The organism is Peptoniphilus indolicus, from assembly GCF_900454665.1.
Classification (GTDB): Bacteria; Bacillota; Clostridia; order Tissierellales; family Peptoniphilaceae; genus Peptoniphilus; species Peptoniphilus indolicus.
Genome location: NZ_UGTH01000001.1, coordinates 1,705,537 through 1,731,022 on the forward strand (window position 1 = coordinate 1,705,537; position 25,486 = coordinate 1,731,022).

At 31.0% G+C, this 25,486-nt stretch carries 29 protein-coding genes; 27 read left to right on the forward strand and 2 right to left on the reverse strand.

Annotation, left to right across the window (positions count from 1 at the left end; genetic code table 11):
• Nucleotide 1: 1 nt before the first annotated feature.
• The 12 genes from DYE58_RS08140 (at nucleotide 2) to DYE58_RS08190 (ending at nucleotide 11,389) form a co-directional block, all read left to right on the forward strand.
• Nucleotides 2-988, forward strand: a complete 987-nt coding sequence (locus tag DYE58_RS08140) for an electron transfer flavoprotein subunit alpha/FixB family protein (protein ID WP_004821227.1) — start codon at nucleotides 2-4, stop codon at nucleotides 986-988.
• Between the two features lie 178 nt (nucleotides 989-1,166).
• The gene (locus tag DYE58_RS08145) at nucleotides 1,167-2,378 is read left to right on the forward strand and encodes a glycosyltransferase (protein WP_115312187.1); all 1,212 of its coding nucleotides are present in this window, start codon (nucleotides 1,167-1,169) and stop codon (nucleotides 2,376-2,378) included.
• Nucleotides 2,379-2,390: 12 nt separating this feature from the next.
• Nucleotides 2,391-2,852 (forward strand): copper amine oxidase N-terminal domain-containing protein, encoded by a 462-nt coding sequence (locus DYE58_RS08150; RefSeq protein ID WP_004823386.1) that lies wholly within the window; start codon nucleotides 2,391-2,393, stop codon nucleotides 2,850-2,852.
• A gap of 477 nt (nucleotides 2,853-3,329) precedes the next feature.
• Complete coding sequence (locus DYE58_RS11560) at nucleotides 3,330-3,956, forward strand: IS30 family transposase (protein ID WP_218563723.1); 627 nt, start codon at nucleotides 3,330-3,332, stop codon at nucleotides 3,954-3,956.
• A complete protein-coding gene (locus DYE58_RS11565; RefSeq protein ID WP_004821243.1) occupies nucleotides 3,910-4,344 on the forward strand; it encodes an IS30 family transposase in 435 nt (144 codons plus the stop codon). Before DYE58_RS11560 ends, DYE58_RS11565 begins: the two co-directional genes overlap by 47 nt.
• Before the next feature lie 131 nt (nucleotides 4,345-4,475).
• Nucleotides 4,476-5,561: a 3-phosphoserine/phosphohydroxythreonine transaminase gene (gene serC, locus DYE58_RS08160; protein ID WP_004821246.1), complete on the forward strand. Its 1,086-nt coding sequence runs from the start codon at nucleotides 4,476-4,478 to the stop codon at nucleotides 5,559-5,561.
• A gap of 12 nt (nucleotides 5,562-5,573) precedes the next feature.
• Nucleotides 5,574-6,740 carry a phosphoglycerate dehydrogenase gene (locus tag DYE58_RS08165; protein WP_004821250.1) on the forward strand — a complete coding sequence of 389 codons (1,167 nt, stop codon included), beginning with the start codon at nucleotides 5,574-5,576 and terminating at the stop codon, nucleotides 6,738-6,740.
• 9 nt (nucleotides 6,741-6,749) lie between these two features.
• A complete protein-coding gene (locus DYE58_RS08170; RefSeq protein WP_115312188.1) occupies nucleotides 6,750-7,982 on the forward strand; it encodes a DUF1015 domain-containing protein in 1,233 nt (410 codons plus the stop codon).
• Nucleotides 7,983-8,104: 122 nt separating this feature from the next.
• Entirely contained in the window at nucleotides 8,105-8,596 is a 492-nt protein-coding gene (locus DYE58_RS08175; RefSeq protein ID WP_115312189.1) for a D-glycero-alpha-D-manno-heptose-1,7-bisphosphate 7-phosphatase, read from the forward strand.
• Between the two features lie 95 nt (nucleotides 8,597-8,691).
• Nucleotides 8,692-10,119, forward strand: coding sequence for a leucyl aminopeptidase (locus DYE58_RS08180; protein ID WP_004821253.1), 1,428 nt, complete (start codon nucleotides 8,692-8,694; stop codon nucleotides 10,117-10,119).
• Nucleotides 10,120-10,231: 112 nt separating this feature from the next.
• The gene (locus DYE58_RS08185) at nucleotides 10,232-10,933 is read left to right on the forward strand and encodes a YoaK family protein (protein ID WP_004821254.1); all 702 of its coding nucleotides are present in this window, start codon (nucleotides 10,232-10,234) and stop codon (nucleotides 10,931-10,933) included.
• A gap of 117 nt (nucleotides 10,934-11,050) precedes the next feature.
• A complete protein-coding gene (locus DYE58_RS08190) occupies nucleotides 11,051-11,389 on the forward strand; it encodes a hypothetical protein (RefSeq protein ID WP_040552360.1) in 339 nt (112 codons plus the stop codon).
• 33 nt (nucleotides 11,390-11,422) lie between these two features.
• On the opposite strand, the gene DYE58_RS08195 is transcribed toward DYE58_RS08190, so the two are convergent.
• Entirely contained in the window at nucleotides 11,423-12,667 is a 1,245-nt protein-coding gene (locus tag DYE58_RS08195; protein ID WP_115312190.1) for a coproporphyrinogen-III oxidase family protein, read from the reverse strand.
• Nucleotides 12,668-12,676: 9 nt separating this feature from the next.
• Nucleotides 12,677-13,579 (reverse strand): radical SAM protein, encoded by a 903-nt coding sequence (locus DYE58_RS08200; RefSeq protein ID WP_115312191.1) that lies wholly within the window; start codon nucleotides 13,577-13,579, stop codon nucleotides 12,677-12,679.
• 119 nt (nucleotides 13,580-13,698) lie between these two features.
• Here DYE58_RS08200 and DYE58_RS11375 point away from each other — a divergent pair, with 119 nt between their 5' ends.
• The 15 genes from DYE58_RS11375 to fabF all read left to right on the forward strand — a co-directional run bounded on the left by DYE58_RS11375 (nucleotide 13,699) and on the right by fabF (nucleotide 25,485).
• Nucleotides 13,699-14,403: a hypothetical protein gene (locus DYE58_RS11375; protein ID WP_245946076.1), complete on the forward strand. Its 705-nt coding sequence runs from the start codon at nucleotides 13,699-13,701 to the stop codon at nucleotides 14,401-14,403.
• Between the two features lie 8 nt (nucleotides 14,404-14,411).
• Nucleotides 14,412-14,972 (forward strand): GNAT family N-acetyltransferase, encoded by a 561-nt coding sequence (locus tag DYE58_RS08210; RefSeq protein WP_004823301.1) that lies wholly within the window; start codon nucleotides 14,412-14,414, stop codon nucleotides 14,970-14,972.
• A 171-nt stretch (nucleotides 14,973-15,143) separates the two neighbouring features.
• Nucleotides 15,144-15,590, forward strand: a complete 447-nt coding sequence (locus DYE58_RS08215) for a 2-thiouracil desulfurase family protein (RefSeq protein ID WP_004823300.1) — start codon at nucleotides 15,144-15,146, stop codon at nucleotides 15,588-15,590.
• The gene (crcB, locus tag DYE58_RS08220; protein ID WP_115312192.1) at nucleotides 15,583-15,948 is read left to right on the forward strand and encodes a fluoride efflux transporter CrcB; all 366 of its coding nucleotides are present in this window, start codon (nucleotides 15,583-15,585) and stop codon (nucleotides 15,946-15,948) included. The genes DYE58_RS08215 and crcB overlap by 8 nt, the downstream gene beginning before the upstream one ends.
• 132 nt (nucleotides 15,949-16,080) lie before the next feature.
• Nucleotides 16,081-16,308 (forward strand): acyl carrier protein, encoded by a 228-nt coding sequence (gene acpP, locus DYE58_RS08225; RefSeq protein WP_004821267.1) that lies wholly within the window; start codon nucleotides 16,081-16,083, stop codon nucleotides 16,306-16,308.
• Entirely contained in the window at nucleotides 16,308-16,769 is a 462-nt protein-coding gene (locus DYE58_RS11380; protein WP_004821268.1) for an acetyl-CoA carboxylase biotin carboxyl carrier protein, read from the forward strand. Before acpP ends, DYE58_RS11380 begins: the two co-directional genes overlap by 1 nt.
• Nucleotides 16,762-18,141, forward strand: a complete 1,380-nt coding sequence (locus tag DYE58_RS08235) for an acetyl-CoA carboxylase biotin carboxylase subunit (RefSeq protein ID WP_004821270.1) — start codon at nucleotides 16,762-16,764, stop codon at nucleotides 18,139-18,141. Before DYE58_RS11380 ends, DYE58_RS08235 begins: the two co-directional genes overlap by 8 nt.
• Nucleotides 18,142-19,026, forward strand: coding sequence for an acetyl-CoA carboxylase, carboxyltransferase subunit beta (gene accD / locus DYE58_RS08240; protein ID WP_004821272.1), 885 nt, complete (start codon nucleotides 18,142-18,144; stop codon nucleotides 19,024-19,026).
• Nucleotides 19,013-19,780 (forward strand): carboxyltransferase subunit alpha, encoded by a 768-nt coding sequence (gene accA / locus DYE58_RS08245; RefSeq protein ID WP_115312193.1) that lies wholly within the window; start codon nucleotides 19,013-19,015, stop codon nucleotides 19,778-19,780. Before accD ends, accA begins: the two co-directional genes overlap by 14 nt.
• A 1-nt stretch (nucleotide 19,781) precedes the next feature.
• Entirely contained in the window at nucleotides 19,782-20,675 is an 894-nt protein-coding gene (locus tag DYE58_RS08250; protein ID WP_004821276.1) for a beta-ketoacyl-ACP synthase 3, read from the forward strand.
• Nucleotide 20,676: 1 nt separating this feature from the next.
• Complete coding sequence (locus DYE58_RS08255) at nucleotides 20,677-21,603, forward strand: NAD(P)H-dependent flavin oxidoreductase (RefSeq protein ID WP_004821278.1); 927 nt, start codon at nucleotides 20,677-20,679, stop codon at nucleotides 21,601-21,603.
• Nucleotides 21,588-22,631, forward strand: coding sequence for an NAD(P)H-dependent flavin oxidoreductase (locus tag DYE58_RS08260; protein WP_004821279.1), 1,044 nt, complete (start codon nucleotides 21,588-21,590; stop codon nucleotides 22,629-22,631). Before DYE58_RS08255 ends, DYE58_RS08260 begins: the two co-directional genes overlap by 16 nt.
• Nucleotides 22,624-23,544, forward strand: a complete 921-nt coding sequence (locus DYE58_RS08265) for an ACP S-malonyltransferase (protein WP_004821281.1) — start codon at nucleotides 22,624-22,626, stop codon at nucleotides 23,542-23,544. The genes DYE58_RS08260 and DYE58_RS08265 overlap by 8 nt, the downstream gene beginning before the upstream one ends.
• Nucleotides 23,534-24,265: a 3-oxoacyl-[acyl-carrier-protein] reductase gene (gene fabG, locus DYE58_RS08270; protein WP_004821283.1), complete on the forward strand. Its 732-nt coding sequence runs from the start codon at nucleotides 23,534-23,536 to the stop codon at nucleotides 24,263-24,265. The genes DYE58_RS08265 and fabG overlap by 11 nt, the downstream gene beginning before the upstream one ends.
• Nucleotides 24,262-25,485: a beta-ketoacyl-ACP synthase II gene (fabF, locus tag DYE58_RS08275; protein ID WP_004821285.1), complete on the forward strand. Its 1,224-nt coding sequence runs from the start codon at nucleotides 24,262-24,264 to the stop codon at nucleotides 25,483-25,485. The genes fabG and fabF overlap by 4 nt, the downstream gene beginning before the upstream one ends.
• Nucleotide 25,486 lies beyond the last annotated feature (1 nt).

Consider the following 25,486-nt stretch of genomic DNA (forward strand, 5'->3'; position numbering starts at 1 on the left):
TATGGAACATAAAAATATATTGACAGTTGTTGAAGTAAATGATGGAGTTACAAAGACATCTTACCAAATTTTGGCAAAGGCAAGAGAAATAGCAGATGAATTGGGACAAGAAGTATACTCACTAATCATCGGAGCTGAAGTAGAAAAATATTCTAAAGATTTAATAGCTCATGGAGCAGATAAGGTAGTGGTTGTTGAAAATGAATCTTTAAAAGAATATAGAACTCTTAGCTATGTTAAAGTTTTGAATGAAGTTTTAGATGAATTTAGACCGTTTGCCGTTATGATGCCGGCAAGCCAAAACTTAAGAGATTTGGGTGGAAGAATTGCAGCGAAGAGAAGAATAGGTTTGATTGCAGAATGTGTACAAATTTTGTTGAATGATGAAAAAAATGACATAAAATGGATAAGACCGACATTTGATGGACAATTGTACTCAGATATCAGAACAAATACTTTCCCTCAAATGGGTACAGTTGCAGAAGATGTCTTCAAAGCATTAGAAGCTGACGAAGAAAGAACTGGCGAAGTGATAAATTTCAATGTAAATATTGAAATGGAAAATATGATAACTGAAATTTTGGGAAATGTTAAGAGAAGTTCAAGCAACTTATCTCTTGAAGATGCGAAGATAATAGTTGCCGGAGGACTTGGACTTAAAGAACCAAAAAATTGGCATTTAATAAATGAATTGGCAGACCTATTAGGTGCAGCTACAACAGGTACAAAACCTATCTCAGACCAATTGTGGATTCCTGCTGATAGATATGTAGGTATGTCCGGTAGAAAAGTTCACCCAAGATTATATATAGCAATAGGGATATCAGGTTCAGTACAACACGTTCAAGGTATGAAAGATTCAGATATAATCATTGCAATAAACAATGACCCAGATGCGGCAATATTTAATGTAGCACACTACGGAATAGTTGGAGATTTATTTGAAGTAGTGCCAATGCTTATAGAAAAATTAAAACCATTAGTTTAAAAGGTTCACGTTATGTGAGCCTTTATTTTTTATAATATTAAGAGTTTATGTCATTTGGAGATGATATGTTATAATATTTAAAATATTATAGTTAGGAATTAAATCTTAACTTAATCTTTATTTTATATTAGGAAACAGAAACATCACTTTTGATAAAATAAATCAGAAGGAGAAAGAAATGAAAGTTTTAATAGCTACAGATTTATATAAACCGCAGATAAATGGAGTGGTTACTTCGGTTTTAAATTTATCTGATGAATTAAAAAAATTGGGAATAGAAGTTAGAATACTCACTTTATCAAAATCATTTAAATCATATTATGAAAACGGAGTATACTATATATCAAGTTTCCCAGTGAAAATATATCCGGATATAAGAGCTTCACTTTCTGTAATAGACCCTGTTATTTTAAGTGCAATAGAATGGAAACCGGATATAGTACATACACAAAGTGAATTTTCAACATTTAATTTTGCAAGAGTTATAGCTACGGGAGCAAAATGTCCAATAGTTCATACATATCATACAATGTATGAGCACTATATAAAATACGTAATTAAGTATCAAAAAACAGGAGAGAAAATTTTACATACTTTTTTAAGACGAATCTTTAAATCTTGTCAAAAAGCAATTGCTCCAACAAAAAAAGCTAAAGAATCTCTAATTGACATGGGAATAAAGTTAGACATAGATGTAATTCCAACAGGTATTGATTTGTCTAAATTTGAAAAAGAAATAAGTACAATAGAAAAAGATTCTTTAAAAGATAGACATAAAATACAAAAAGATGACTTTATATTTATATTTTTAGGAAGAGTTGCTAAAGAAAAAAATTTGGATGAAGTGATAGAAAATTTTAAGAAGTTACAAAGTGAATATGAAAATATAACACTTTTAATAGTAGGTGGAGGCCCTTATTTTGATGAAATAGTGAGCAGAACATCTCATCCTAAAGTAATCTTCACAGGAATGGTAAATCCTGATGATGTAGGGAAATATTATAGAATTGCAGATGCATTTTTATGTGCATCTCAAAGTGAAACACAAGGCTTGACTTTTGTGGAAGCCCTGGCAAATTCACTACCTTTAATTTGTAAACCTGATGAGTGCTTAGATGGTCTTTTAGAAGATGGAGTAAATGGGTATTACTTTAACAATTATATAGAATTCAAGCAAGTGGCAGAAATTTTGTTTGATAAAAATATTAGAAATAAAATGAGCAAAAATGCATACATATCTTCCCAAAGGTATTCAAAAGAAAATTTTGCTAAAGAAGTATCAGAATTATACAAGAGAGTTTTGCTAAATTATAAATATGTTTCCATACCAAAAAGGCCTATAGTAAAAGTGAAGAAAATAGTTAAGAAATATACAATTTCAAAAAAATAACTTAGGAGTAATATGAAAAAAATTATAACAGTTTTAATATGTGTTTTTATAATGAGTTCTCTGTGCTTTGCAGGCGAGAGAGAATTGAAAGTTTCTATAATGGGTAAACAATTTGAAGATATATCAGGTGTATTTTTGCAACAAGAAACTGGCAGAGTGATGGTTTCTGTGAGAGGGATAGCTGAAAAACTTGGAGCAACAGTTGAATATTTGCCATCTACAGAAGAAAGAGGCGCAGGTTTTGTAATAAATCACAACGATGTGTCAATTAGAATGTTTGAAGATAGCTCAAGGGCATATTTGATGAAAAATTCAAATATGAAATCAATAGATATGGGAGCTAAGGTTGTGAATATAAATTCAATAAACTTTGTTCCTGTTAGATTTATAAGTGAGAATTTAAATTTTAAAGTTGAATGGAAAAATTTTGATATGTATGATTTAGTAGAGATAACAGAAAATAAAAATATATAAAATTTATTTAAACAGAGCGTATTTAAAATATGCTCTGTTTTTTTGGTATGACGGGAATGCCGTCAGTCTGTGGTGAAAGTCCACAAGAGGCGTAGTTGCCGACGAACTCCATAGTGATTCCCAAGGTTTGCATCGAGAGATGTAGGCGAGAAGAAGAGATAGCAAAATCGTAGCTTGACTGTAAACGGTAAAATAAGAATGTACAAAAATGATTAAATAGGAATGTACAATTTGATAAAATAATGAATATAACATTTTGGAGGAAATAATGGAATATTCATTAATAAATAACTTGAAAATTAAAATACAAAAGGTTAATTGTAAAATGAAAATGAACTAAAAAATCCATAGTAAATCACATTTGGTACAATTGATTCACCAAAAACAAAAAACCAAAAGGTGATGACTATGGAATATAATAATACTACAACAAATTCAAGAAAAAATAAACATTAAAATGATTTAGAAAGAAGACAAATTCAGCTTTTACACAATAAAGGCTATTCTGCGTACAAGATAGCTAAAGAACTCAATAGATCTTCAAATACAATCAGAAATGAATTAAAACGAGGAACAGTCCCCCAAATTAAAAACGATAAAGAAGTAGAAGTATATTATCCCGATACAAGAAAGAGAGTCTATGAGAAACATAGAAAAAATTCTAAGAAACCATATAAAACTTTGGAATGTAGTAAATTTTTAGAATTTGTTCATACTAAATTTACCAAAGATAAATGGCCTTTAGATGTAATTTGTGGATATGCAAAGAGACATAAACTTTTTTCTGGTGAAATGCTCTGTACAAGAACCTTATATAACTATGTAGACCTAGGTCTTTTAAAAATAAAATCTATAGACTTGCCCCTGAAATTAAGAAGAAAAACATCTATTAAAAGAACTATAAAAAGTAAAAGAAAACTTGGAAAAAGCATAGAAGAAAGACCATTAGAAATAGAAGAAAGGTCAAGCTTTGGCAATTGGGAAATAGACACAGTAGTACCAAAGAAAAATAAAGAAGAACCAGCTTTAATTACTATAAACAGAAAGAAAAACAAGGATGGAAATAATACTAAAAATTGCAACAAAAAATTCATCATCAGTTAATGAAAAATTAGAAAAATTACTATCAAAACTAGAAAACTCCACAGCAATATTCAAAAGCATAACAAGTGATAATGGATTAGAATTTGCTAACTTAACAAAACTAGAAAATAGCTTAGTTAGAGATATATACTATTGCCATCCAAATAACCCACAAGAAAGAGGAAGTAACGAAAAACATAATAGCCTAATAAGAAGATTCCTTCCAAAAGGAAAATCCTTATTAAACTACGATGAAGACCACTATTTAAAAATAATGAACTGGATGAACAATTTACCAAGAAAAATCCTAAATTACCGAACGCCTCTAGAGGTGTTCATAAAAGAACTAAATAAATTAGGGTTAGTTGATATTTTGGGAGAAATAGTTCAATTTGATATTGCAATTTAGGATTTAAAATAAAAACGTTATCTGCAAAAAATACTGTTGCACGTTAATTAATAAAGTAGTAGAATTTTTACTAAGCATTTAAACGAGGGATAAGTTTATTGCAATAAATATTTATTTTAAGGAGGATAACTATGAGTAGAATATTAAATTTTTCAGCTGGACCTTCTATGTTGCCTGTAGAAGTTCTAGAAAAAGCTGCAAAAGAAATGTTAGATTACAAAGGTAGTGGAATGTCAGTTATGGAAATGAGTCATAGAACATCCTCCTACGAGCAAATACAAGAAGATGCCAAGAGTACATTCAAAGAATTATTGGGATTGGATGACAAGTATGAAATTTTATTTTTACAAGGTGGAGGACATACTCAGTTTGCTATGGTGCCTTTAAATTTACTAAATAAAAATGAAAAGGCAGATTATCTAATAACAGGGTCATGGGCCCAAAAAGCATATGAAGAAGCAAAAAGATATGCAGATGTAAAAATTTTGGCGTCATCAAGTGATAAGAATTTTACTTATATTCCAAAAATACTAGAAGATGAAATAAGAAGTGATGCAAAGTTCATATACATTTGCACTAACAACACAATATACGGTACAAGAATTAGGCCCGAAATAGTAGATAAGATTAGTTTGCCTATTGTGGCAGATATGTCATCTAATATTTTATCCGAAGAGTATGATATGAATAAATTTGACTTGGTGTTTGCAGGAGCACAAAAAAATATAGGTCCAAGTGGAGTAACTTTAGTTATTGTGAAAAAGGATTTGGTTGGAAATGCTCAAGAAATTACACCAACTATGTTAAATTATCAAACACATTTAGAAAAGGACTCAATGTATAATACACCACCTTGTTATAACATATATATTTCAGGACTTGTTGCACAATGGGTTAAAGAAAATGGTGGGGTAAAGGAGATGGAAAAGAGGAATAAAGAAAAGGCTAACTTAATTTATGATTTTATAGACAACAGCAAGATTTTCCAAAATCCTATAGAAACTAAAGATCGCTCTTTAATGAATGTAGTATTTGTTACGGGCAATAAAGACTTAGATTTAAAATTCGTAAAAGAAGCTAAAGAAAAAGGCTTTGAAAATTTAAAAGGTCACCGTTCCGTTGGTGGAATGCGAGCAAGTATATATAATGCTATGCCTGTAGAAGGTGTAGAAAAATTGGTTGAATTCATGAAAGAATTTGAAGTTGCTAATCGCTAAGGGAGGGACTACATGGGAAAATATACAGTAAAAATAATAAATAATATTTCTAAAAAAGCATTAAATTTATTGGCAGATAATTTTTTGATAGAGGACGAAAGTGAACCGGTTGGAATTTTGGTCAGAAGTGCTGAAATGCATGACTACGAATTTTCACCAAACACTTTATACATTGGAAGAGCAGGTGCGGGAGTTAATAATATTCCAATAGACAAGTGTTCTGAAAATGGTATAGTGGTTTGCAATGCTCCGGGAGGTAACGCAAACGCAGTTAAAGAGCTTGCTCTTACTGCACTACTTTTGGCATCAAGAAAAGTAGTAGAGGGAATAGAATGGACTAAAACTCTAAAAGGCAAAGAAGATATCCCAAAATTAGTTGAAGCAGGGAAAAAAGAGTTTGTTGGTCCTGAATTATACGGAAAAAAATTAGGTGTTATAGGCCTTGGTGCAACGGGACAGCTAGTAGCTGAGACGGGAATTAATATGGGCATGAAAGTATACGGTCATGATCCTTTTATTTCACTAAAAAATGCGCTACACCTAAATTCAAAAGTAAACTATGTTACAGAAGTTAGAGATATTTTTACAAATTGTGATTATGTTACAATTCATATACCAAAAACAGAAGAGACTGAAAATTTTGTAAATAGAGAACTTTTAAGTATAGCAAAAGATGGGATAAGAATTATAAATATAGCCAGAGGTGGTTTGGTAGAAATAGAAGCATTAAGAGAATCATTAGAGAGCGGAAAAGTTGCTAAGTATGTGGTCGATTTTCCGGACAATGATAGCTTTGAATTACCTAACACCATAAATATTCCTCATTTAGGAGCTTCAACTCCAGAAAGTGAAGAAAATTCTGCCATAATGGTTGTTAATGAGATGATTGAATATTTATTATTTGGAAACATTAAAAATTCAGTTAATTTTCCGGATTGTGATATGGGAGTTTGTAATTCAGTTAATAGAATTACTGTAAATCATAAGAACATTCCAAATATGATAGGGCAAATAAGTGCGATACTGGCCAATGAGGGAATTAATATAGCAAATCTTTTAAATCGTCATAAAGGTAATTGGGCATATACCATGATTGATATAGACAGTGAAGTAAATGAGGATTTAAGAGAAAAGTTAAAAGCTATTGATGGAGTGGTAAGAGTTCGTTTTATAAAGTAGGAGAATTATATGGTACAAATTAGAAAATTTAGTGCAGTTCGACCTATGAATGAATTAGCGGATAGAGTTGCCGCACTTCCATATGACGTTTATAGTGTAGAAGAAGCTAAAAGAGATATAGAAAAAGAAAAATATAGTTTTTTAAAAGTAGATAGTCCTATAGCTACATTACCAGATGGAACAGATGAGAAATCTCAAGAAGTTTACAATAGAGCAAAACAAAACTTTGATGAAATGAAAGAGAATATTTTAATCAAAGATGATAAGCCAAATCTATATCTTTATGAGTTGACATTCGAAGGAAGAAGACAACTTGGATTGGTGTGTTGTGTTTCAATAGATGATTATTTAGATGGCACTATAAAAAAACATGAAAAGACAAGAGCTGACAAAGAAGACGATAGGGTTAAACACATAGATGTTTTAGATTCAAATACAGGACCTATTTTTTTAATTTATGATGATAGGGTAAAAATAAATTCAATTTTAGAAAGCATAGTTTCAAGCGTTCCGGAAATAAACTTTACAACAAGTGATGATGTCACTCATAGAGTTTGGACTATAAAAAATGAAGAAATAATAAAAAAATTAGAATCTGAATTTGAAAAAGTTAATAATTTATATATAGCTGATGGACACCATAGGGCAGCCGCTGCTGTAAAAGTTGCAGAAATGCGAAGGTTAGAAAATCTTAATTATACTGGACAAGAAGAATTTAACTTTTTTATGTCAATTTTATATCCAAAAAGTCAGGTCAAAATTTATGATTACAATAGAGTTGTAAAAGACTTAAATGGTTTGTCAGACAATGATTTTATAGAAACAATAAAAAAAGATTTTTATATAGAAAATGTTGATAAAGAATTTGCTCCAAAAGAAAAGGGCGAATTTGGAATGTATATAAATGGCGAATGGTATAAAATAAAACTTAAAAATAGTATAGAAAACTCAAGTGTGATAGATAAATTGGACGTATCAATTCTTCAAGATAAAGTACTGGATAACATATTGGGAATAAAAGACCCAAGGACAGATGATAGAATTGACTTCATAGGTGGAATCAGAGGTATAAAAGAGTTGGAAAGAAGAGTAGGAGAAGATATGAAAGTGGCTTTTGCGTTGTATCCAACATCTTTAAAAGAATTGATGAACATTGCGGATTTAGGAGAAGTAATGCCTCCAAAATCAACGTGGTTTGAGCCAAAACCTCGTTCAGGATTGTTTATACATGAGTTAAAATAAAGTGGAAGTGGCATAAGAATATTCTTATGTCATTTCTTATAAGGTAAGCTGAAAATGTAAATTATTTTTATTTATTCTATATTTTTAGTCTATTAGAAATAAAATATTTATGGAGATGCAAGATGAAAGTAGCTTTTTTGGATAGAGATGGAACAATAAATTTGGATTATCCCGATGAAAAATGGAAGTTAATAAGAGAACCTAAAATGTTGGAGGGTTCAATTGAAGGTATGAAATTTTTATTGAGTAAGGGATATCAAATAATTATCTTAACGAATCAATACATAATTGGTGATGGAATAATAAGTATAGAGCAGTACTATGAATTTACAAATAAGTTACTTGAATGTTTAAAGAGTAATGAGATAGAAATTTTAGACATATTTTTTTGTCCACATTCTAAGTCTAAAAATTGTGACTGTTGCAAACCTAAAACGGGAATGATGAAAAAAGTACTGGAAAAATATCCTGAAATAAATTTAGAAAAGTCTTTTTTCTGTGGTGATTCAGAAAGTGATATGCAATTTGCTAAAAATTGTAATTTGAAATTCTATGGAATAAATATTGGAGAAAATAGTATTTCTAATTTAAGTGATTTAAAAATAATATTATAGATACATAATTTATAAAGATTTTTAAATAGTTTGTTTAACTTTAATGAGTTGGGATATAATAAATTTAAGAATAATTGTACAAGAAAGGAATTAATATGAAATTTAATTTAGACAAAAAAGGTGGGGCAAAAGTTATATTTACTTTTTCTGATGAAGCAAAAGATTTCAGGTTAGTTAAGTGGGCTAATGAACATGGTTTTTTAGGAAAAGTAGGAGAAGTTGTATATTTTCCAAATATTGAAGGAGAAAGTTCATTTTTAGTTGGATTAGGCAACAAGAGTGAATTAAATGAAGAAAATATTAAGCTAGCTTCTTTTAATTTATATAAGGAATTGAAAAATAATAAAGAAAGTATTGTTTCTTTTGAAATGGAAGATTTTGGACTTTGTCATAGAAAAACTATGATGTCTATATATGAAGGTCTTTGTCAAGGAAGTTATAATTTTACAAAGAAATCATCTAAGGAAGAAGATTTTGAATTAGAAGTAAATTACACACCTTTTATAAGACCTGAAGGAAAGCTAGAAGAAGGGTTAAAGTATATTGAAAATCAAATGAATGGGGTTTTCTTTGCTCGTGAGCTTTGTAATGAAACAGCAAATGTAATGACTCCTGAGTTTTTAGCTACAACAGTTAAAACTAATTTACAACCTTTGGGAGTAAAAGTTACTGTTTATGAGAGAGAAGAAATCGAAAACATGGGAATGGATGCATTTATGTCTGTTGCAATGGGCTCAGATAACGACCCAAGATTCATAGTCATGGAATACAACGGAGATAGAAGCTCTAAGTTTAGAACAGGACTTGTAGGAAAAGGGATAACTTATGATAGTGGTGGATATTGTATAAAGCCGGCTGATAGTATGGCAAGTATGCACTCAGATATGGGGGGTGCGGCTACGGTAATAGGTACTATGATGGCAATTGCAAGGTCAAAAGCTAAGGTAAATGTTGTTGGAATCGTTGCGGCTTGTGAAAATATGATTTCAGGTCACGCTTATAAGGCTGGAGATATTATTTCTTCAATGGCTGGGAAGACTATTGAAATAGGAAACACTGATGCTGAGGGTAGACTTACTTTAGCTGATGCTGTTTATTTTGCAACAAGTGAACTGAAAGTAGATAGAGTAATCGATTTGGCGACTCTTACTGGAGCTGTTTTGGTTGCCTTGGGCGAAGAGTACACTGGTGTGCTTACAAATAACAGTGAATTTTTAGCTGAGTTAAAAGAAAGTGCTAAAAATGCTGGAGAAAAAATTTGGGAACTACCTAATGATGAAGCATACAAAAAATTATTTGAATCAAAAGTTGCAGATTTAAAGAATACTGGAGGACGTTATGGTGGCTCAATAACTGCTGGGCAGTTTGTAGGCTGCTTTGTAGATGGAAATACTCCATGGGTTCACATGGATATAGCTGGAACTGCATATCTTTCAAAAGCGAATGGATATCTTCCTGAAAGAGCAACAGGAGTGCATGTAAAAACACTTTATCAACTTTTAAATCCTATGGAAAGTTGTTAATTTAATATTTTATTAGAGTGGGAATTTGATTTTCCACTCTTTTTAAATTGTAATAAAAAACTTAAATTTTTATTGTATAATTGTTCTAGAATATATACGACAAGGGAGATTTATGAACAAAAAGTCAAAGGCAATTAAGGCGCATGAAATTGCTAATTATAGGTTTGTAACTTGGATTTATTGGATGACTATGCTTACGGGTGCGATAAATGTGTATGCGATAAAAGAGCTTGGCACTCCAATAACACACCATACTGGGAATTCAAGTGAAATAGCAATTAGTTTGTATGAAAATTTAGATATTCCATATAGATTATTTATTTTGTTAGGAAGTTTTTTTATAGGCTCTGCACTATCCGGAATTTTATACTATGACAAAGTTAGAATTCCCAAAAAGAGATATGGCATTTCACTTATAGTAGGTGGAAGTGCTTTAATTTTTACAGATTTTTTAAATATTGAGTCATCTAGGTTGTTTTTGATTTCTCTTTTAATAGGTATGCAAAATGGGATGTTTATAAAGTATAAGGGCACACTTATAAGGACAAGTCATGTCACGGGTTATTTAACAGATGCGGGATTTGCGCTTGGCTCATACATAAGAGGTAGAGAAACAGAATTTTGGAAAGTTAAATTTTATATCTTATCCATAGTATTTTTCATAGTGGGTGGATTTGTAGGATATATAATACTTGAAAATTTCAATAAACCGCTTGGAGCTATAGGTGTTTTATATTTGTTGTGTGGGGGATATTATTTCTATCTTAGAGAGTATAATCAAATTCATTTAATAAGGAAGAGGCAGAAAATTTAATAACGATTTTAATAGGCTAACACTAATTTGGTGTTAGCTTTGTTATTTGGGGTATAAGAAGTTTAAGTTATAAATTAAACGTTTTAATGTGGGAATTTAAATTATGAGGGGGATATGATGAAAAAATTTTTAATCTACACTATGGAAGGCAAAAAGATGTGTTTCTTACACGCTCTAATGAATGCTAAACAATTAAAAGAAAGTGGAAATGAAGTAAAGATTGTACTTGAAGGGCAATCTGTAACATTACCTAAAGAACTGGAAGAAGAAAAGAATCCATTGTATTTAACTTTGAAAGAAAATGGAACAATTGTTGGAGTTTGCTATGCTTGTTCTAAAACTCTAGAGGTGCTTGAAGATAATAAAAAAGCTGGATTAGAATTGATGCAAGATATGAATGGACACGCAGGGGTAACAAAATATGTTGAAGAAGGATATGAAGTTTTAGTATTTTAAAAATAATAGGGGACAGATTTAAATCTGTCCTTTTTAAAGTTCAATTTTTTGGGGGAAAGGATTTTCTTTCATAATTCCCCACATTTTATCTATATAAGATAGTGTATAGAAATTTTCGTAATAGTGGAAATAGAAAGAGCCTTTAGGAGTTAGGGTATAGACACCATCTTTTTCTTCGATGAATTTCAATAATTTAGCTATTTTAATTTCCAAGCCAAAATATTTTTTTAAGGAGCAATTGAAAAATTTTTCGAAGTCTTTTTCTGATACCTTTGTAGAGTATGCTGTCCAAAAAAGATAGTATAACATTCTCTGTCTTTTAGTAAATCTTGTAGTCAAAGAAGTGGGGAGTACTTTATTTTCTATCCGAGCTATATAATCATCAATTGAGAAGGTGTTGATTTTAAATTGGTCTTTTAATAAAGTAGTTGCTGAACAACCAAAGCCAAGATAGTTTTCTCTAGTCATAGAAGAATATATAGAATTATTTTTTGAAAAAGTCCATATTGAATTTTGAGAATATCCTTTATCAGTACAATGTTTGATTATCGAATAGTATAAATTTCTTTTTTCTTTTGTGTTAAGTGCACTAATAGGACTTTTGGTGAATTTAAAGTTTATAAAAGGATACAGGGCTATGTGATTTGCTCCAATATCAAATGCCAAATCTATATCATTTTTTAAATCTAAATAGTTTTGATTAGGTAAGGCGAATATAAAATCCATTGATACAGTTTCAAATTTAACTTTTGAAAGAGAATCAGACAAGGATTGTAAATTGACAAATTTTCTACCTAAAATATTTTGAAATTTACTTTGAAAAGACTGAATGCCAATGCTTATTTTATTTATTCCAAGACTTTTTAATTTTTCTAAACACTCAACAGTCACATCTTCGGAGTGTAGTTCAATTCCAATTCCATCTTTAATATAAAAATATTTTGAAATCGTGTAGAGAATCTCATCTAATCTATCTATTGCAAGAGCAGGACTTCCACCGCCAAAGTAGAGAGTGGTAATTTCTTTTTTTATACGAGATTGGTTTGCAACGAGTTCTATTTCCTTTAAAAGATAATCTAAGTATTTATCACATTTTTCTTTAGAATATATTGTTTTACAGTATGGGCAAAAATCACAAATGCTTCTACAAAAAGGTATGTGAATATAAAGTCCAAGATTATCTAAATTTAAATAGGACAGAGAATTATCATATTCTCTATTAAAGATAAATGGTTTAATAGAACGAGTAAGCCATATTTTTCCAAGCTTTGTTAACATATCTTCTCCTTAAATATATTTTAAATACGTTTTTAACATTTCAAATATTATTTTTACATTTCCACTAAACAAGAGTGTGTATTCAGCAACGAAAAAATAACCACATTCTTCACATAACCCTGAAATTTCAATGCATCTACCACAAGGTGAAATAGTATTGTTTTCGATGACAACACATTGATAACAAGGCGTTGGAAAACTATTTTCAACCAAAAAAGGAAGAGCAGATTTTAAATTAAATATAGGTTTGCCATTGTCGATTTCATTTGCAATAATCTTGGAAACATCAAGTTTTTCGGATTTTGAAAGTTTTAAATGAGCAGTGTCAGGATATGGAGTATGAAAATTGAAAGAAACTGCTCTAATATTTTTATAGTCTGTAGAAAGATTACAAACATCTTTAACTGAGTTTTTATTTATTTTGTTTATTGCCATATATAGGCAAATATTATCAGATGTAGAATTTTTTATATTTTCCAAAATTAAATCATATGTATTTCCTCGTATAGTATTGTGGCTTTCTCTATCGCCATCTAAACTCAAGAGAATTAAATCAGCTTCTGGTAAATCAATAGGATAAGTACCATTTGTAACAACATTTACAATTAAAAATCCCATATTCTTTGCTTCAACCACTAAATCTTTTAAAGTTTTGCCGGAATCTTTCCAAAGAAAAGTTTCTCCACCACAGAAAAATAAAATTCTAACTCCTAAATTGTAGAGGATACGCATTTCATTTTTTATTTGAAAGTATGTATAGATTATGGAACTTATATTATTAACCGAACAGTGTTTACAACTTAAGTTACATTTATCTGTAATTATAATAGTTCCAAGAATAGGGTTTTTCTTTTTAAAAAGTATCGTATTTATACCAAAGTTTGCAAAATATAAAAATGATGATAATTTCAAAACTACCTCCCAAGAAACCGATATTAAGATTTATAAAAATTATATCATAAAATTTAAATGTAAATTTTAATAAAGATAGTATAATATATACTACAAAATACTATATATTGAGAGGGTACATGAAAAGAAAAATAGAATTATTTTTAATGATACTCCCGTATGCATTTTTGGGATTATACATAGATGCAAAATATGGCTCTTTGTTGGGTTATTTTTTAGGAATAGCAATTTTAATATTTACAATAAATTTTATAAATAAAAATACTACAATACTTCCTATAGTAGTTGGAAATATTATTTCAACAGCATTATCATTGGAGTTAACAAAAATCTTTTTAGGTGATGAATGGAACTATTATTTTAAACCATTTACTGCAATTGAATTAGTATTAGTTATTATGGCAGTGGTTTTGGCAATAGAACTATTAGTTTTTATGTTAAATAGAAAAAGATTTAAAATAGAAAAATATTGGCAAGATACTTTGAACCAAGATGAAATTGCTATTAGAGAATATTTTTCTCATGAGGCGATTATATACTGGCACAATACAAATGAAAAATTTACGGTTGAAGATTATATACTGGCAAATTGTAAATATCCTGGAAATTGGTCGGGTGTTATTGAAAGAATTGAGAAGTTAGAAGATTTGATAATAACTGTAGTAAAAGTATGTGCAAAAGATAAAAGTGAATTTCATCATGTTGTTTCATTTATTAAATTAGAGAATGGAAAAATTATTTCTTTAGATGAATATTGGGGAGAGGATATTGAATCTCCAATATGGAGAAAAGAAATGAGAATAGGCAATAAAATTCATAAATAGGGGGTTCTATGGAGCACAAGGGAACGGTTAGGTTAGAAACTAAAAGATTGGTGCTTAAAAAGTTTTCATTAGATGATAGCGAGCAAGTTTTTAAAAATTGGGCAAATGAAGATAAGGTTACAGAATTTTTAAGATGGAAACCTCACAATAATATTGAAGTCACAAGAGAAGTATTGAGTGAATGGGCTGAAAATTATAAAAATTTAGATTTCTATCAGTGGTCAATAGTTTTAAAGGAAACAGAAGAATCAATAGGAACTATTTCTGTAGTAGGAATGGATGAGATGACAAATAAAGTTCATATTGGATATTGTATAGGGAGCAAATGGTGGAATTTGGGAATTGTGAGTGAAGCTTTTTCAAAAATTATATCTTTTTTATTTGAAGAGGTTGGAGTTAACAGAATAGAATCACAACATGACCCAGAGAACGTTGGTTCAGGAAAAGTTATGCAAAAATGTGGATTAGTGTACGAGGGAACACTTAGAAAAGCAGATTGGAGTAATAAGGGAATGGTTGATGCTTGTATGTATTCAATATTAGCGGAAGATTATTTTGAAAATATATAATATTGTCCAATAGTTATTTGATTTATATTCTAATGAATTTAAATAAGGCAAGACTTAAGAAGATATCTCGCTAAGAGGTATCTTTTTTGTGTAAAAGATTATTTTTAATAGTTTTATGATAAAATCCTAAAGAGAAATATTTAAAAAGTTAAATTTGGAGCTGAGATTTATATGAGGATATTAGTTAGTGCTTGTCTACTTGGAGAAAATTGTAAGTACAATGGTGGAAATAATTTGAATGAAAATTTAAAGAGAGTTTTGAGTAAACATGAAGTTATTGCAGTTTGTCCTGAAGTTTTGGGGGGGCTTTCGACACCAAGAGTTCCAGCTGAAATTGTAGATGGAATTGTTACTAATAGGAATGGAAAAGTTGTGAATAGTGAATTTAAAAAAGGTGCTTCAATTTCTCTTGAGATTGCAAAACAAAATGAAATTGAATTAGCTATATTGCAGTCAAGAAGTCCGAGCTGTGGAGCTAAGCAAGTATATGATGGGACATTTAGTGGTAATTTGATAAATGGTTCAGGAATTTTTGCTAAATTGTTAAGAGAAAATGGATTTTGTGTGGTGGATATAGAGGATTTTTTATATGTATTAGGTGGTAGAGAAGATGCTTGATTGTTTAGTAGTTGGTTTGGGTGGTTTCATAGGGAGCATTTTAAGGTACTTAATAGGATTGATAGGCGTTGATAAAACTCAATTACCTATGAAAACTTTGATTATAAATATAATTGGGTCATTTGTGATAGGTTTAGTTGTTGCTATTGGATTAAAGAATAAAGACTTGGACTATAGATGGATATTATTTTTTAAGGTTGGAATTTGTGGGGGTTTTACAACTTTTTCTTCATTTGCATTTGAAAATTTTCAATTGTTTAATAAAGGAGAGGTTTTAATTGGAGGCATATACATTTCTTTAAGTGTAGTGCTAAGTATATTGGCAATAGTTTTAAGTCAGTATTTAGTTGGAAATTAAAAGGTATTTTATTAAAGGCGATTAAATCGTCTTTTTTTGTAAAATAAAACTATTTAAAAAATTTGACATATCAATTATAGTGTAATAGAATTACTTACATAAAAAAATGAAATAAATTTGGGGGATATAAAAATGACTTTTGAAGAATTAAAAAATTTAATTTGTGAGAATTTTGGAACTGAAATGGATCAAATAACAGAGGAAGCTAATTTACAAGATGACCTTGGATTAGATTCTCTAGACGCTGTAGAACTTTCAATGGCTATAGAAGAAAATTATAATGTTGAAATTCCGGATGAGGATTTTGCAAATTTTATAACTGTTGGAGATGTATTTAAGTATATTAACAGTAAAAACTAATGGAAAAGTACTTAGAACTTACTAAAAGTTTAATAAAAGAGTTTGATAACTCAAAAAGTAGTTCTCTAGAAATGAAGATAGAGAATTATTCTTTGAGTTTAAGAAAAGAAGATTTCAGATATTATAAGACTGAAAATTTTGAATCTCAACAAGTTGAGGTTAGCGGAGTAAATAATGTTGAACCTACTGTTGAGGTTATGGATAAAGAGAATAAAGGGGAAGAGATAAAATCACCTTTGGTGGGAGTATTTTATTCTTCTAAAGACCCTGAGTCTAAACCTTTCGTATTTGAGGGTAAGCAAGTTAAAAAAGGAGATGTAATTTGTATTTTGGAATCTATGAAGATGATGAATGAAATTAAATCTCCTTTTGATGGAATTATAAAAAAAGTTTGTTGCAAGAATGAGGAACTTGTTGAATTTGAGCAAGTACTTTTTATCTTGGAGAAAATAAATGCTTAAAAAATTATTGATAGCAAATCGTGGAGAAGTTGCACTAAATATTTTAAGAAATTGTAGAGAGTTGGGAATAGAAACAGTGGTTGTGTACTCAAATGTAGATAAAGAGCAACCAGCTGTCTATTTAGCTGACCAAGCTGTATGCATTGGAGCGGGGAAGAGTCAATCTTCATACTTAAATGAGTCTAATATTTTAATGGCTGCATTAGAAACAGGATGTGATTCAATACATCCTGGATACGGGTTTTTATCTGAAAAGGGAGATTTTGCAGATAAAGTTGAAAAATGTGGCTTGAAATTAGTTGGACCAAGTTCTAATGTAATGAAGACAATGGGAGAAAAGATATCTTCAAAAAATTTGATGATATCAAATGGAGTTCCAACTGTTCCGGGGTTTAATGAGGAAATAAAAAGTGAAAAAGATTTAATTGATGCTGCCGAAAAAATAGGATTTCCAATTTTACTCAAGGCTTCTGCTGGTGGCGGAGGCAAGGGAATGAGAAAGGTTTCTAAAATTGAAGAGTTAGTTTCTGCATGGGAATTGACAAAGAGAGAAGCACAAGCATCATTTTCAAATGACACTATTTACATGGAAAAGTTTATTGAAAATCCAAGACACATAGAAGTGCAGATACTTGCTGATTCATATGGAAATGTAGTGCATCTTTTTGAAAGAGAGTGTAGTTTACAGAGAAACAATCAAAAAATACTTGAAGAAGCACCGTGTATATTTCTAAGTGAAGATTTATTGGAAAGAATAAGAATGGCGGCTGTGAATTGTGCTAAGGCTTGCAAGTATGAGGGAGCGGGTACTGTAGAGTTCATAGTGGATAAAGATGAAAAATTTTATTTTATGGAAATGAACACAAGACTTCAAGTGGAACACGCAGTTACTGAGATGATAACTGGAATTAACATAGTCAAGGAACAATTAAAGATTGCATCTGGGTTACCACTTTCTATCAAACAGAGTGATGTAAAAAAAGAAGGACACTCAATAGAAATAAGAGTTAATGCTCAAGATCCTTTAAATAGTTTTCAACCTCAATGTGGAGAAGTGAGTTTCTATTTACCGCCTGGGGGAATGGATACAAGGTTTGAATCTTCTCTATATAAGGGAGCTAAGATTTTACCTTTTTATGACCCAATGGTTGCCAAACTCATCGTAAAAGATAAGACACGCCTAGGCACTATAAAGAAAATGAGAAGAGCGATAGAAGAGACCATAATTGATGGAGTTAAAACAAATTTAGGTTTCCAATATGCTGTTTTGCACGACAAAGATTTTATAAGAGGCAGAATTAATACAGGCTATTTAAGGGAAAAAGAAGAGTCATTAGTTGAGGCAATGAGAAGTATAGAAAAAGGTGAGTAGATGGGAAGTTTAAGTAAGAGGAAAAATCTGCTTGATATTGTAAGAAAAGTTAGGATTCCTCATTCAAAAGATAAAAAAGTTGCTAAGGAAATTCCCGATTTATTCAAAGGTTGTAAAAAGTGCAAAAAAATAATTGAAATTGAAGATTTAAAATCAAACTTATATGTGTGTCCAAATTGTGGTCATCATTTAAAGATATTGGGTGAAGATAGATTTAAATATCTTTTTGATGAAGGATATGAAAATTTGAAATTCAATTCAAAACACAAAGACCCTATTTCTTTTCCTGATTACGATAAATTAAGAGAGGAACAGAGACATAAGTCTGGTTTAGAGGAAGCAATTTCTATAGCTAAAGGCACTATTAAAAATATTAAAGTTGTCATAGCTGTTCTTGAACAGGATTATTTAATGGGAAGCTTAGGAACTTTTGTTGGAGAAGAACTGACTTCTATGTTTGAATATGCAATGGCGGAAAAGTTGCCTGTAATAATTTTTTCGTCAAGCGGTGGAGCTAGAATGCAAGAAGGCATTTTTTCACTTATGCAAATGGCAAAGACAGCAGCCGTTATAAATGAATTTTCAAAAGAGGGATTGTTGTACATAAGTGTGCTCACTAATCCAACAATGGGAGGGGTTAGTGCAAGTTTTGCAGGCTTAGGAGATATTATTATAGCTGAACCAAAAGCATTGATAGGTTTTGCTGGACCAAGAGTAATAGAGCAAACTGTTAGACAAAAATTACCTGAAGGTTTTCAAAGAGCTGAAAAACTTGAAGAATGTGGTTTTATAGATTTAATTTGTCCAAGAGATAGACAAAGAGAAGAAATTTATAAAATTTTAAAGTTACATGAAAAAACAGGAGCTAGTTATGAGCGTATATGAAATTGTAAAAAATGCCAGGTCCGATAAAAGAATTAGAACTATAGAATTAGTGGAAAATATTTTTGAAGATATAGTCTATTTAAAAGGAGACCGTAGTTTTGGAGATTCTCGTTCTATTATAGGGGGCATTGGTAGTTTCGAAGATATTCCTATAACATTTATTGGAATAGAAAAGGGAAATGGTGTGGAAGATGGTGTCAAAAGAAATTTTGGTATGCCATTACCGGAGGGTTATCGTAAAAGTATGCGACTTATGCGCCAAGCAGAGAAGTTTAGAAGACCTATAATTACATTTGTAGATACTCCTGGAGCATATCCTGGGATTGACGCTGAAGAAAGAGGACAATTTGAAGCGATAGCAAGCAGTCTTAAATTGATGGCTTCGCTCACTGTGCCCGTAATTACATTTGTAATAGGTGAAGGAGGTTCAGGAGGGGCTCTTGCACTTTCAGTAGCAAATAAAATATATATGTTTGAAAATGCAATTTATTCTATTTTATCACCTGAAGGGTTTGCCACAATTCTATGGAAAAACGCAGCTCTTGCAGATAAAGCTTCTGAGATTATGAAGATAACTTCAAAAGATTTATATGAATTTGGAATAGTTGATGAAATTGTACGAGAAAGAAATAATATGCCTGATTATATGCAAATTAAAAAGCTGATAAGTGAAGAACTCAGCAGAACTAATTTTATGACAGCTGAGAATTTACAAAGAGAACGTTATGAAAAGTTCCGTATGATAGGGAGATAAGATGGGACTAAAATTTTTAGATATAAAAAAATTAGATTTAGAAAATAAAGTTGAAAATGAATATTTTACAAAGATTTTAGATACTTCTGATGAATGGATAAAGACTAGGACAGGAATATCGTCAAGATATTTTACAAAGATGTCTGTGGCTGAAATGGCTGTTGAATTAGCTAAGAAATTAGATTTTGATAGAGAGAATATTAAACTTGTTTTAGTTGCATCTTTTACATCAGAGAGAATTTTACCTTCGTTGGCAGGGTTTATAAATGAAAAACTTAATTTGAATAAAGATTGTCTTTCTGCAGATATCAATATGGCTTGTACAGGATTTGTGGGGGCAATGGTATTAGCAGAAAGATTTTTAAGAGATGGGGAATGTGCGCTCTTAATAGCTGCTGAGAAAATATCAAGTGTTTTAGACTTTAATGACAGAACTACAGCTGTGTTATTTGGAGATGGTTGCGCCGGTGCAGTTGTTCAAAAAAATAATAAGTTATGGGTAAGTGATGAAAAAACTTATGGAAATGAAAATGCATTAGCTATGGAAAAAGGAAATTTCGTTGAAATGCAAGGAAAAGAAGTATATAGATTTGCAGTTGATAAGGTTCCAAGATCTATAGAGGCTCTATTTGAAAAGTTAAAAATTGAAAAAAAAGATATTGATTATATTTTTGCGCACCAAGCTAACAAGAGAATTTTAGAGCAAGTTTCACAAAAACTTAGTTTGGGAATGGATAAATTTAAAGTTAATGTGAATGAGTATGGAAATACTTCGGCAGCTTCAGTTCCAATTTTACTATCTGAAAATAAAGAGTGTTTAAAAGATGGGGATAAGTTAATTTTTTCAGCATTTGGAGCAGGTCTTAGCATCTGTTCAGTGCTAATGGAGTGGTAATTTGAATATAAATAAGTTATTAAATATAAAGTATCCTATATTACAAGGTGGAATGGCGCATGTTGCAACTGGAGAATTTGCAGCTTGTATTTCAAATTCAGGAGCGATGGGAACTATAGGCTCAGGTGGTATGACTCCTGAGATACTTAGAAGGGAAATTGAAATATGCAAATCAAAAACGGATAAACCATTTGCAGTAAATCTTATGATGTTAAGACCGGATATAGATGAAATGGTAGAGATTATAGTTGAGTCCGAAGTAAAAGTTGTAACTATAGGGGCGGGAAGTCCAAGTAAATATATGGAAACTTTTGACAAGGAAGGAATAACTGTCTTACCTGTAATATCTTCTCCTGTGCAAGCTAAGAGATTGTCTAAGTTTGGATTAAATGGAATTATAGCTGAAGGAATGGAAGCAGGCGGTCATATTGGAGAGATGACATCAATGGTGCTTATTCCACAAGTAAAAGATGAGGTTGATATTCCAATTATTGCGGCTGGGGGAATAGGTTCCGGGAAGCAAATGCTTGCGGCTGAAATCTTAGGCGCGATAGGAGTTCAAATAGGAACGGCATTTTTATTTACTGAGGAGTGCCCAATTCACGAAGAGTATAAGAGAGCGCTTATAAAATCAAGTTCATCGAAAGTAACTACGGTTGGTCATATAAATGGACTTCCAATGAGATTATTGAAAAATAATATGACAAGAGAATATAAGCAACTTGAAAAAAATGAATTTAACATAGACGTATTAGAGACATTTACTGTAGGAAGACTTAGAAGAGCTGTTGTTGATGGAGATGTAAAAGAGGGTTCTTTAATGACAGGATACACAGTTGGGCAATATGATAAATTGATGCCGGCAAAGGACTTAATTGAAAAGCTTATGAGCGAATATGAAGAGGCAAAGAAATGTCTATTAAAATAAAAGATAAATTAATGAGCATACCAATAGTACAAGGGGGTATGGGCATAGGAATTTCAATGGGCGAGTTAGCGGGGACAGTTGCTGCTGAAGGTGGAATGGGAACAATATCTTTCGTTAACTGCGGATATATGGAAAGTGATTTTTTTAAAAATCCTATGGAAGCTAACAAGAGAAGTTTTTTAAGAGAAGTAAAAAAAGCAAAAGAAATTGCAAATGGCAAGGGCATTATTATGGTCAACATAATGCACGTGGTGAATAACTTTGAAAATTATTTGAAGTTTATAAACGAAACAGAAGTTGATGGTGTAGTAGTTGGCGCGGGATTGCCTCTTGAACTACCTGAGTTTATAGACAATAAGAAAATAATAGCTCCGATTATATCTTCTGCAAGAGCTCTAAATATAATTATAAAAAAATGGCTGAAGAAATATAATAGAAAACCTGATTTTATAGTTTTTGAAGGGCCAGAAGCTGGAGGACACTTAGGGTTTAAAGTAGAAGATTTAAATACAGATATATTTAAAGAACTGAGTGAAATTTTAAAAGTAAAAAATCAATTTGAAGAACATATACCACTTTTTATAGGTGGTGGCTTTGGAACTAAAGAGCATTTTGAAAAAGCACTTGAAGAAGGTGCTGACGGAGTTCAAATAGGAACTGGATTTTTGTTTACAGAAGAATCTTCGTTAGATAGAAGAGCTAAAGAAAATTTATTGAACTCACATAATCAAAACAAAGTTGGTGTAGAAGTAATAAAAAGTCCAGTTGGACTTCCAGCTAGAGCTATTGGTACAGAATTTGTTGAATATACTGTTAAAAATAGATTTCCTTCTAAGCACTGTGTGAATTGTATATCTACGTGTGAACCGGCAAGTACACCTTATTGCATAAATGAGGCTTTAATTAGAGCGGTTAAAGGTGATTTTAAAGAAGGATTATTTTTTTGTGGAACAGATATTAAAAATATAAAAAAAATATCATCTGTAAGAGAATATATAGCAAGTATACTTGGAGGGAAAGATGAGTAAAGTAGCAGTAGTATTTGGAGGACAGGGGTCTCAATATAGTGGGATGGGAAAAAAGTTATTAGAAAACTATCCTGAAATTTCTAATATATATTCTATTTTGGGAAAAGAATTATCGGATATTTCTTTTAACGGAGATATAGAAATTATTTCAAAGACAGACAATTTACAACCTATTATGTTGGCGTTTCAACTAAGTGTAGTTAAATTGATAAAAGAAAATTTAAATATCAGCGCAACTTGCGGGCTTAGTTTGGGAGAATATGGAGCATTGGTTTTAAGTGAAGTGATTGATGAGAAAGCAGCTTTGGAACTTGTAAAAGTTAGAGGCTTTGAAATGAACTTGGCTTCTAATGAAGTTGAGAGTGGGATGTTGGCTGTGATGAATTCAAATGAAGATGATTTGAAAAACTTTATAAATAATAACGAGTTAAAAGATAGAGTCTATGTAGCAAACATAAATAGCTCTAAACAAATTGTTATATCAGGAGAAAAAACTGGAATTCAAAAATTACAGATAATATTAAAAGAAAATGGAATAAAAGCTATTCCACTTAAAGTTAGTGGAGCATTTCACACTCCTTTTATGTATAGTGCGGCAAAAAATTATAAGCAGTTTCTTAAAAATGTTAAATTTAGCGAGCCAAAGATGGATTACTATCCTAATTTGAGTGGTGAAAAATATAACGGAGAAGAGATGGTAGATTTGTTGTGCGAACAAATAGTATCACCAGTTCTTTTATATAAGACTTTGAAAAATATGGTTGATGATGGAGTGGATACTTTTATCGAAATAGGTCCAGGAAGTGTAATTTCATCTATAGTAAAAAAAGAATTTAAGGGAATAGATGTACAGACGTTAAAAAATGACGATGAAATAATAAATTATATTGAGAGGTTTAAAAATGGAGAATAAAAAATTTGCTCTTGTAACAGGCGCAACAGGTGGAATAGGAAGTGCAATAGCAAGAGAGTTAAAAAATAAAGGCTATTCTTTGATAATACATGGTAATTCAAACGTTGAAAAATTAGAAAAACTAAAGTCAGAACTTGGAGAAGATGTATTCACAGTAGTAGGGGATTTATCTAAATTTGATATTTGTAAAAAAATCGTAGATAAATGTTTAGAGATAGCTGGCAGTATAGCTGTGTTGGTAAATAACGCAGGAATCACTAAAGACAATTTAATAATACGAATGACAGAAGAAGATTTTGTTGAAGTAATAGAAACTAATTTGAACAGTGCATTTTATCTAACTAAGTTATTGTGCAAATCAATGATAAGAAAAAAATTCGGAAGAATTATAAATATAACTTCGATTAGTGGAGTTCATGGAAATGTAGGACAGGCTAATTATTCATCTGCAAAAGCTGCAATGATAGGTCTCACTAAGTCAACAGCTAAAGAGTTAGCTTCTAAGAACGTGTTAGTAAATGCAATTGCTCCAGGATTTATTGAAACTAAGATGACAGATAAGTTGGGAGAAGATACAAAGGCGAAAATACTTACTGAAATACCACTTAGAAGAATTGGACAGCCTGAAGAAATTGCAAGTGTAGTCAGCTTTTTAGTATCGGATAGTGCAAATTACATAACCGGTCAAGTTATAAATGTTGATGGGGGAATGGGAATATGAGAAGAGTAGTTGTAACGGGAATAGGGGTTCTATGTCCGATAGGAGATGACCAAGTTTCTGTTTTAGAAAATGTTAAAAATAAAATATGTAGTATAGATAAAATAACACATTATGATACAATAGAGCGAGAGGTAAAACTTGCGGCGGAATTGAAAAATTTTAATGCAGATGAATACTTTGATAAGAGAGAACAAAAGAGGCTGGACAGAGTTAATCAACTTGGTATAGTCGCAGCTAGAAGAGCTTTAGAAAATGCTAAATTAACTGTTGAAGAAGTAGAGCAGATGAATGCGGGGGTGTATGTTTCTTCCGGAATAGGTGGTTTGGGAACTATAGAAAAAGAACACGAAAGAGGAATGAAGAGAGGATTTGATAAAGTTAGTCCTTATTTTATTCCAATGGCAATTTCAAATTTAACTGCATCAAACATTGCAATGGATATACACGCCCATGGTTCATGTCAATGTTTTGTTACAGCATGTGCAAGTTCAACTAATGCAATAGGAGAAGCTTTTAGAAATATAAAAGATGGGTATGAAGATATTATATTTGCAGGTGGAAGTGAAGCGAGTATAACTGAACTTGGAATAGGTGGCTTTACATCTATGAAAGCACTTTCTACATCACAAGACTGTGAAAAGGCTTCTATACCATTTGATAAAGACAGAAGCGGTTTTGTAATGGGAGAAGGTTCTGCAATATTAGTTTTAGAAGAATTAGAGCACGCTAAGAAGAGAAATGCAAATATTTTAGCTGAAATAGTAGGATATAGCACTAATTGTGATGCTTACCATATAACGTCTCCAGCTCCGAATGGAGAATATGCGGCTATGGCAATGGAACGAGCAATTAGAGAAGCAGGCATAGATAAAAAAGATGTTGATTATATAAATGCGCATGGCACTTCAACAGATTTGAACGACAAGTATGAAACTGCTGCTATAAAAAAGGTTTTTGGCGAAGACACTGATGTATTTGTTTCTTCATCTAAATCTCAAATAGGACACTTACTTGGAGCTTCTGGAGCAGTTGAAACAGCTATAAGTATTTTTTCTATGAATGAAAACATTCTTCCACCTCTTGTAAATTACAAAAATTTAGACCCTGAATGTAATTTAAATTTTGTAACGGATATAAATGAGTATGAAACAAAATATATGTTGAAAAATTCTTTGGGATTTGGTGGACACAACGCCACTTTAGTTATAAAGAGGTATTAAA

Bases quoted from the DNA above. Each gene is read 5' to 3' on its own strand.
- fabG (WP_004821283.1), top strand. From the start codon at position 23,534: ATGGAGAATAAAAAATTTGCTCTTGTAACAGGCGCAACAGGTGGAATA.
- DYE58_RS08170 (WP_115312188.1), top strand. From the start codon at position 6,750: ATGGTACAAATTAGAAAATTTAGTGCAGTTCGACCTATGAATGAATTA.
- DYE58_RS08250 (WP_004821276.1), top strand. From the start codon at position 19,782: ATGGGACTAAAATTTTTAGATATAAAAAAATTAGATTTAGAAAATAAA.
- DYE58_RS11565 (WP_004821243.1), top strand. From the start codon at position 3,910: ATGGAAATAATACTAAAAATTGCAACAAAAAATTCATCATCAGTTAAT.
- DYE58_RS08215 (WP_004823300.1), top strand. From the start codon at position 15,144: ATGAGGATATTAGTTAGTGCTTGTCTACTTGGAGAAAATTGTAAGTAC.
- DYE58_RS08175 (WP_115312189.1), top strand. From the start codon at position 8,105: ATGAAAGTAGCTTTTTTGGATAGAGATGGAACAATAAATTTGGATTAT.
- DYE58_RS08190 (WP_040552360.1), top strand. From the start codon at position 11,051: ATGAAAAAATTTTTAATCTACACTATGGAAGGCAAAAAGATGTGTTTC.
- DYE58_RS08235 (WP_004821270.1), top strand. From the start codon at position 16,762: ATGCTTAAAAAATTATTGATAGCAAATCGTGGAGAAGTTGCACTAAAT.
- acpP (WP_004821267.1), top strand. From the start codon at position 16,081: ATGACTTTTGAAGAATTAAAAAATTTAATTTGTGAGAATTTTGGAACT.
- DYE58_RS08180 (WP_004821253.1), top strand. From the start codon at position 8,692: ATGAAATTTAATTTAGACAAAAAAGGTGGGGCAAAAGTTATATTTACT.
- crcB (WP_115312192.1), top strand. From the start codon at position 15,583: ATGCTTGATTGTTTAGTAGTTGGTTTGGGTGGTTTCATAGGGAGCATT.
- DYE58_RS08210 (WP_004823301.1), top strand. From the start codon at position 14,412: ATGGAGCACAAGGGAACGGTTAGGTTAGAAACTAAAAGATTGGTGCTT.
- DYE58_RS08165 (WP_004821250.1), top strand. From the start codon at position 5,574: ATGGGAAAATATACAGTAAAAATAATAAATAATATTTCTAAAAAAGCA.
- accA (WP_115312193.1), top strand. From the start codon at position 19,013: ATGAGCGTATATGAAATTGTAAAAAATGCCAGGTCCGATAAAAGAATT.
- DYE58_RS08265 (WP_004821281.1), top strand. From the start codon at position 22,624: ATGAGTAAAGTAGCAGTAGTATTTGGAGGACAGGGGTCTCAATATAGT.
- DYE58_RS08195 (WP_115312190.1), bottom strand. From the start codon at position 12,667: ATGTTAACAAAGCTTGGAAAAATATGGCTTACTCGTTCTATTAAACCA.
- DYE58_RS11380 (WP_004821268.1), top strand. From the start codon at position 16,308: ATGGAAAAGTACTTAGAACTTACTAAAAGTTTAATAAAAGAGTTTGAT.
- DYE58_RS08185 (WP_004821254.1), top strand. From the start codon at position 10,232: ATGAACAAAAAGTCAAAGGCAATTAAGGCGCATGAAATTGCTAATTAT.
- fabF (WP_004821285.1), top strand. From the start codon at position 24,262: ATGAGAAGAGTAGTTGTAACGGGAATAGGGGTTCTATGTCCGATAGGA.
- DYE58_RS11375 (WP_245946076.1), top strand. From the start codon at position 13,699: ATGAAAAGAAAAATAGAATTATTTTTAATGATACTCCCGTATGCATTT.
- DYE58_RS08140 (WP_004821227.1), top strand. From the start codon at position 2: ATGGAACATAAAAATATATTGACAGTTGTTGAAGTAAATGATGGAGTT.
- serC (WP_004821246.1), top strand. From the start codon at position 4,476: ATGAGTAGAATATTAAATTTTTCAGCTGGACCTTCTATGTTGCCTGTA.
- DYE58_RS08145 (WP_115312187.1), top strand. From the start codon at position 1,167: ATGAAAGTTTTAATAGCTACAGATTTATATAAACCGCAGATAAATGGA.
- DYE58_RS08150 (WP_004823386.1), top strand. From the start codon at position 2,391: ATGAAAAAAATTATAACAGTTTTAATATGTGTTTTTATAATGAGTTCT.
- DYE58_RS08260 (WP_004821279.1), top strand. From the start codon at position 21,588: ATGTCTATTAAAATAAAAGATAAATTAATGAGCATACCAATAGTACAA.
- accD (WP_004821272.1), top strand. From the start codon at position 18,142: ATGGGAAGTTTAAGTAAGAGGAAAAATCTGCTTGATATTGTAAGAAAA.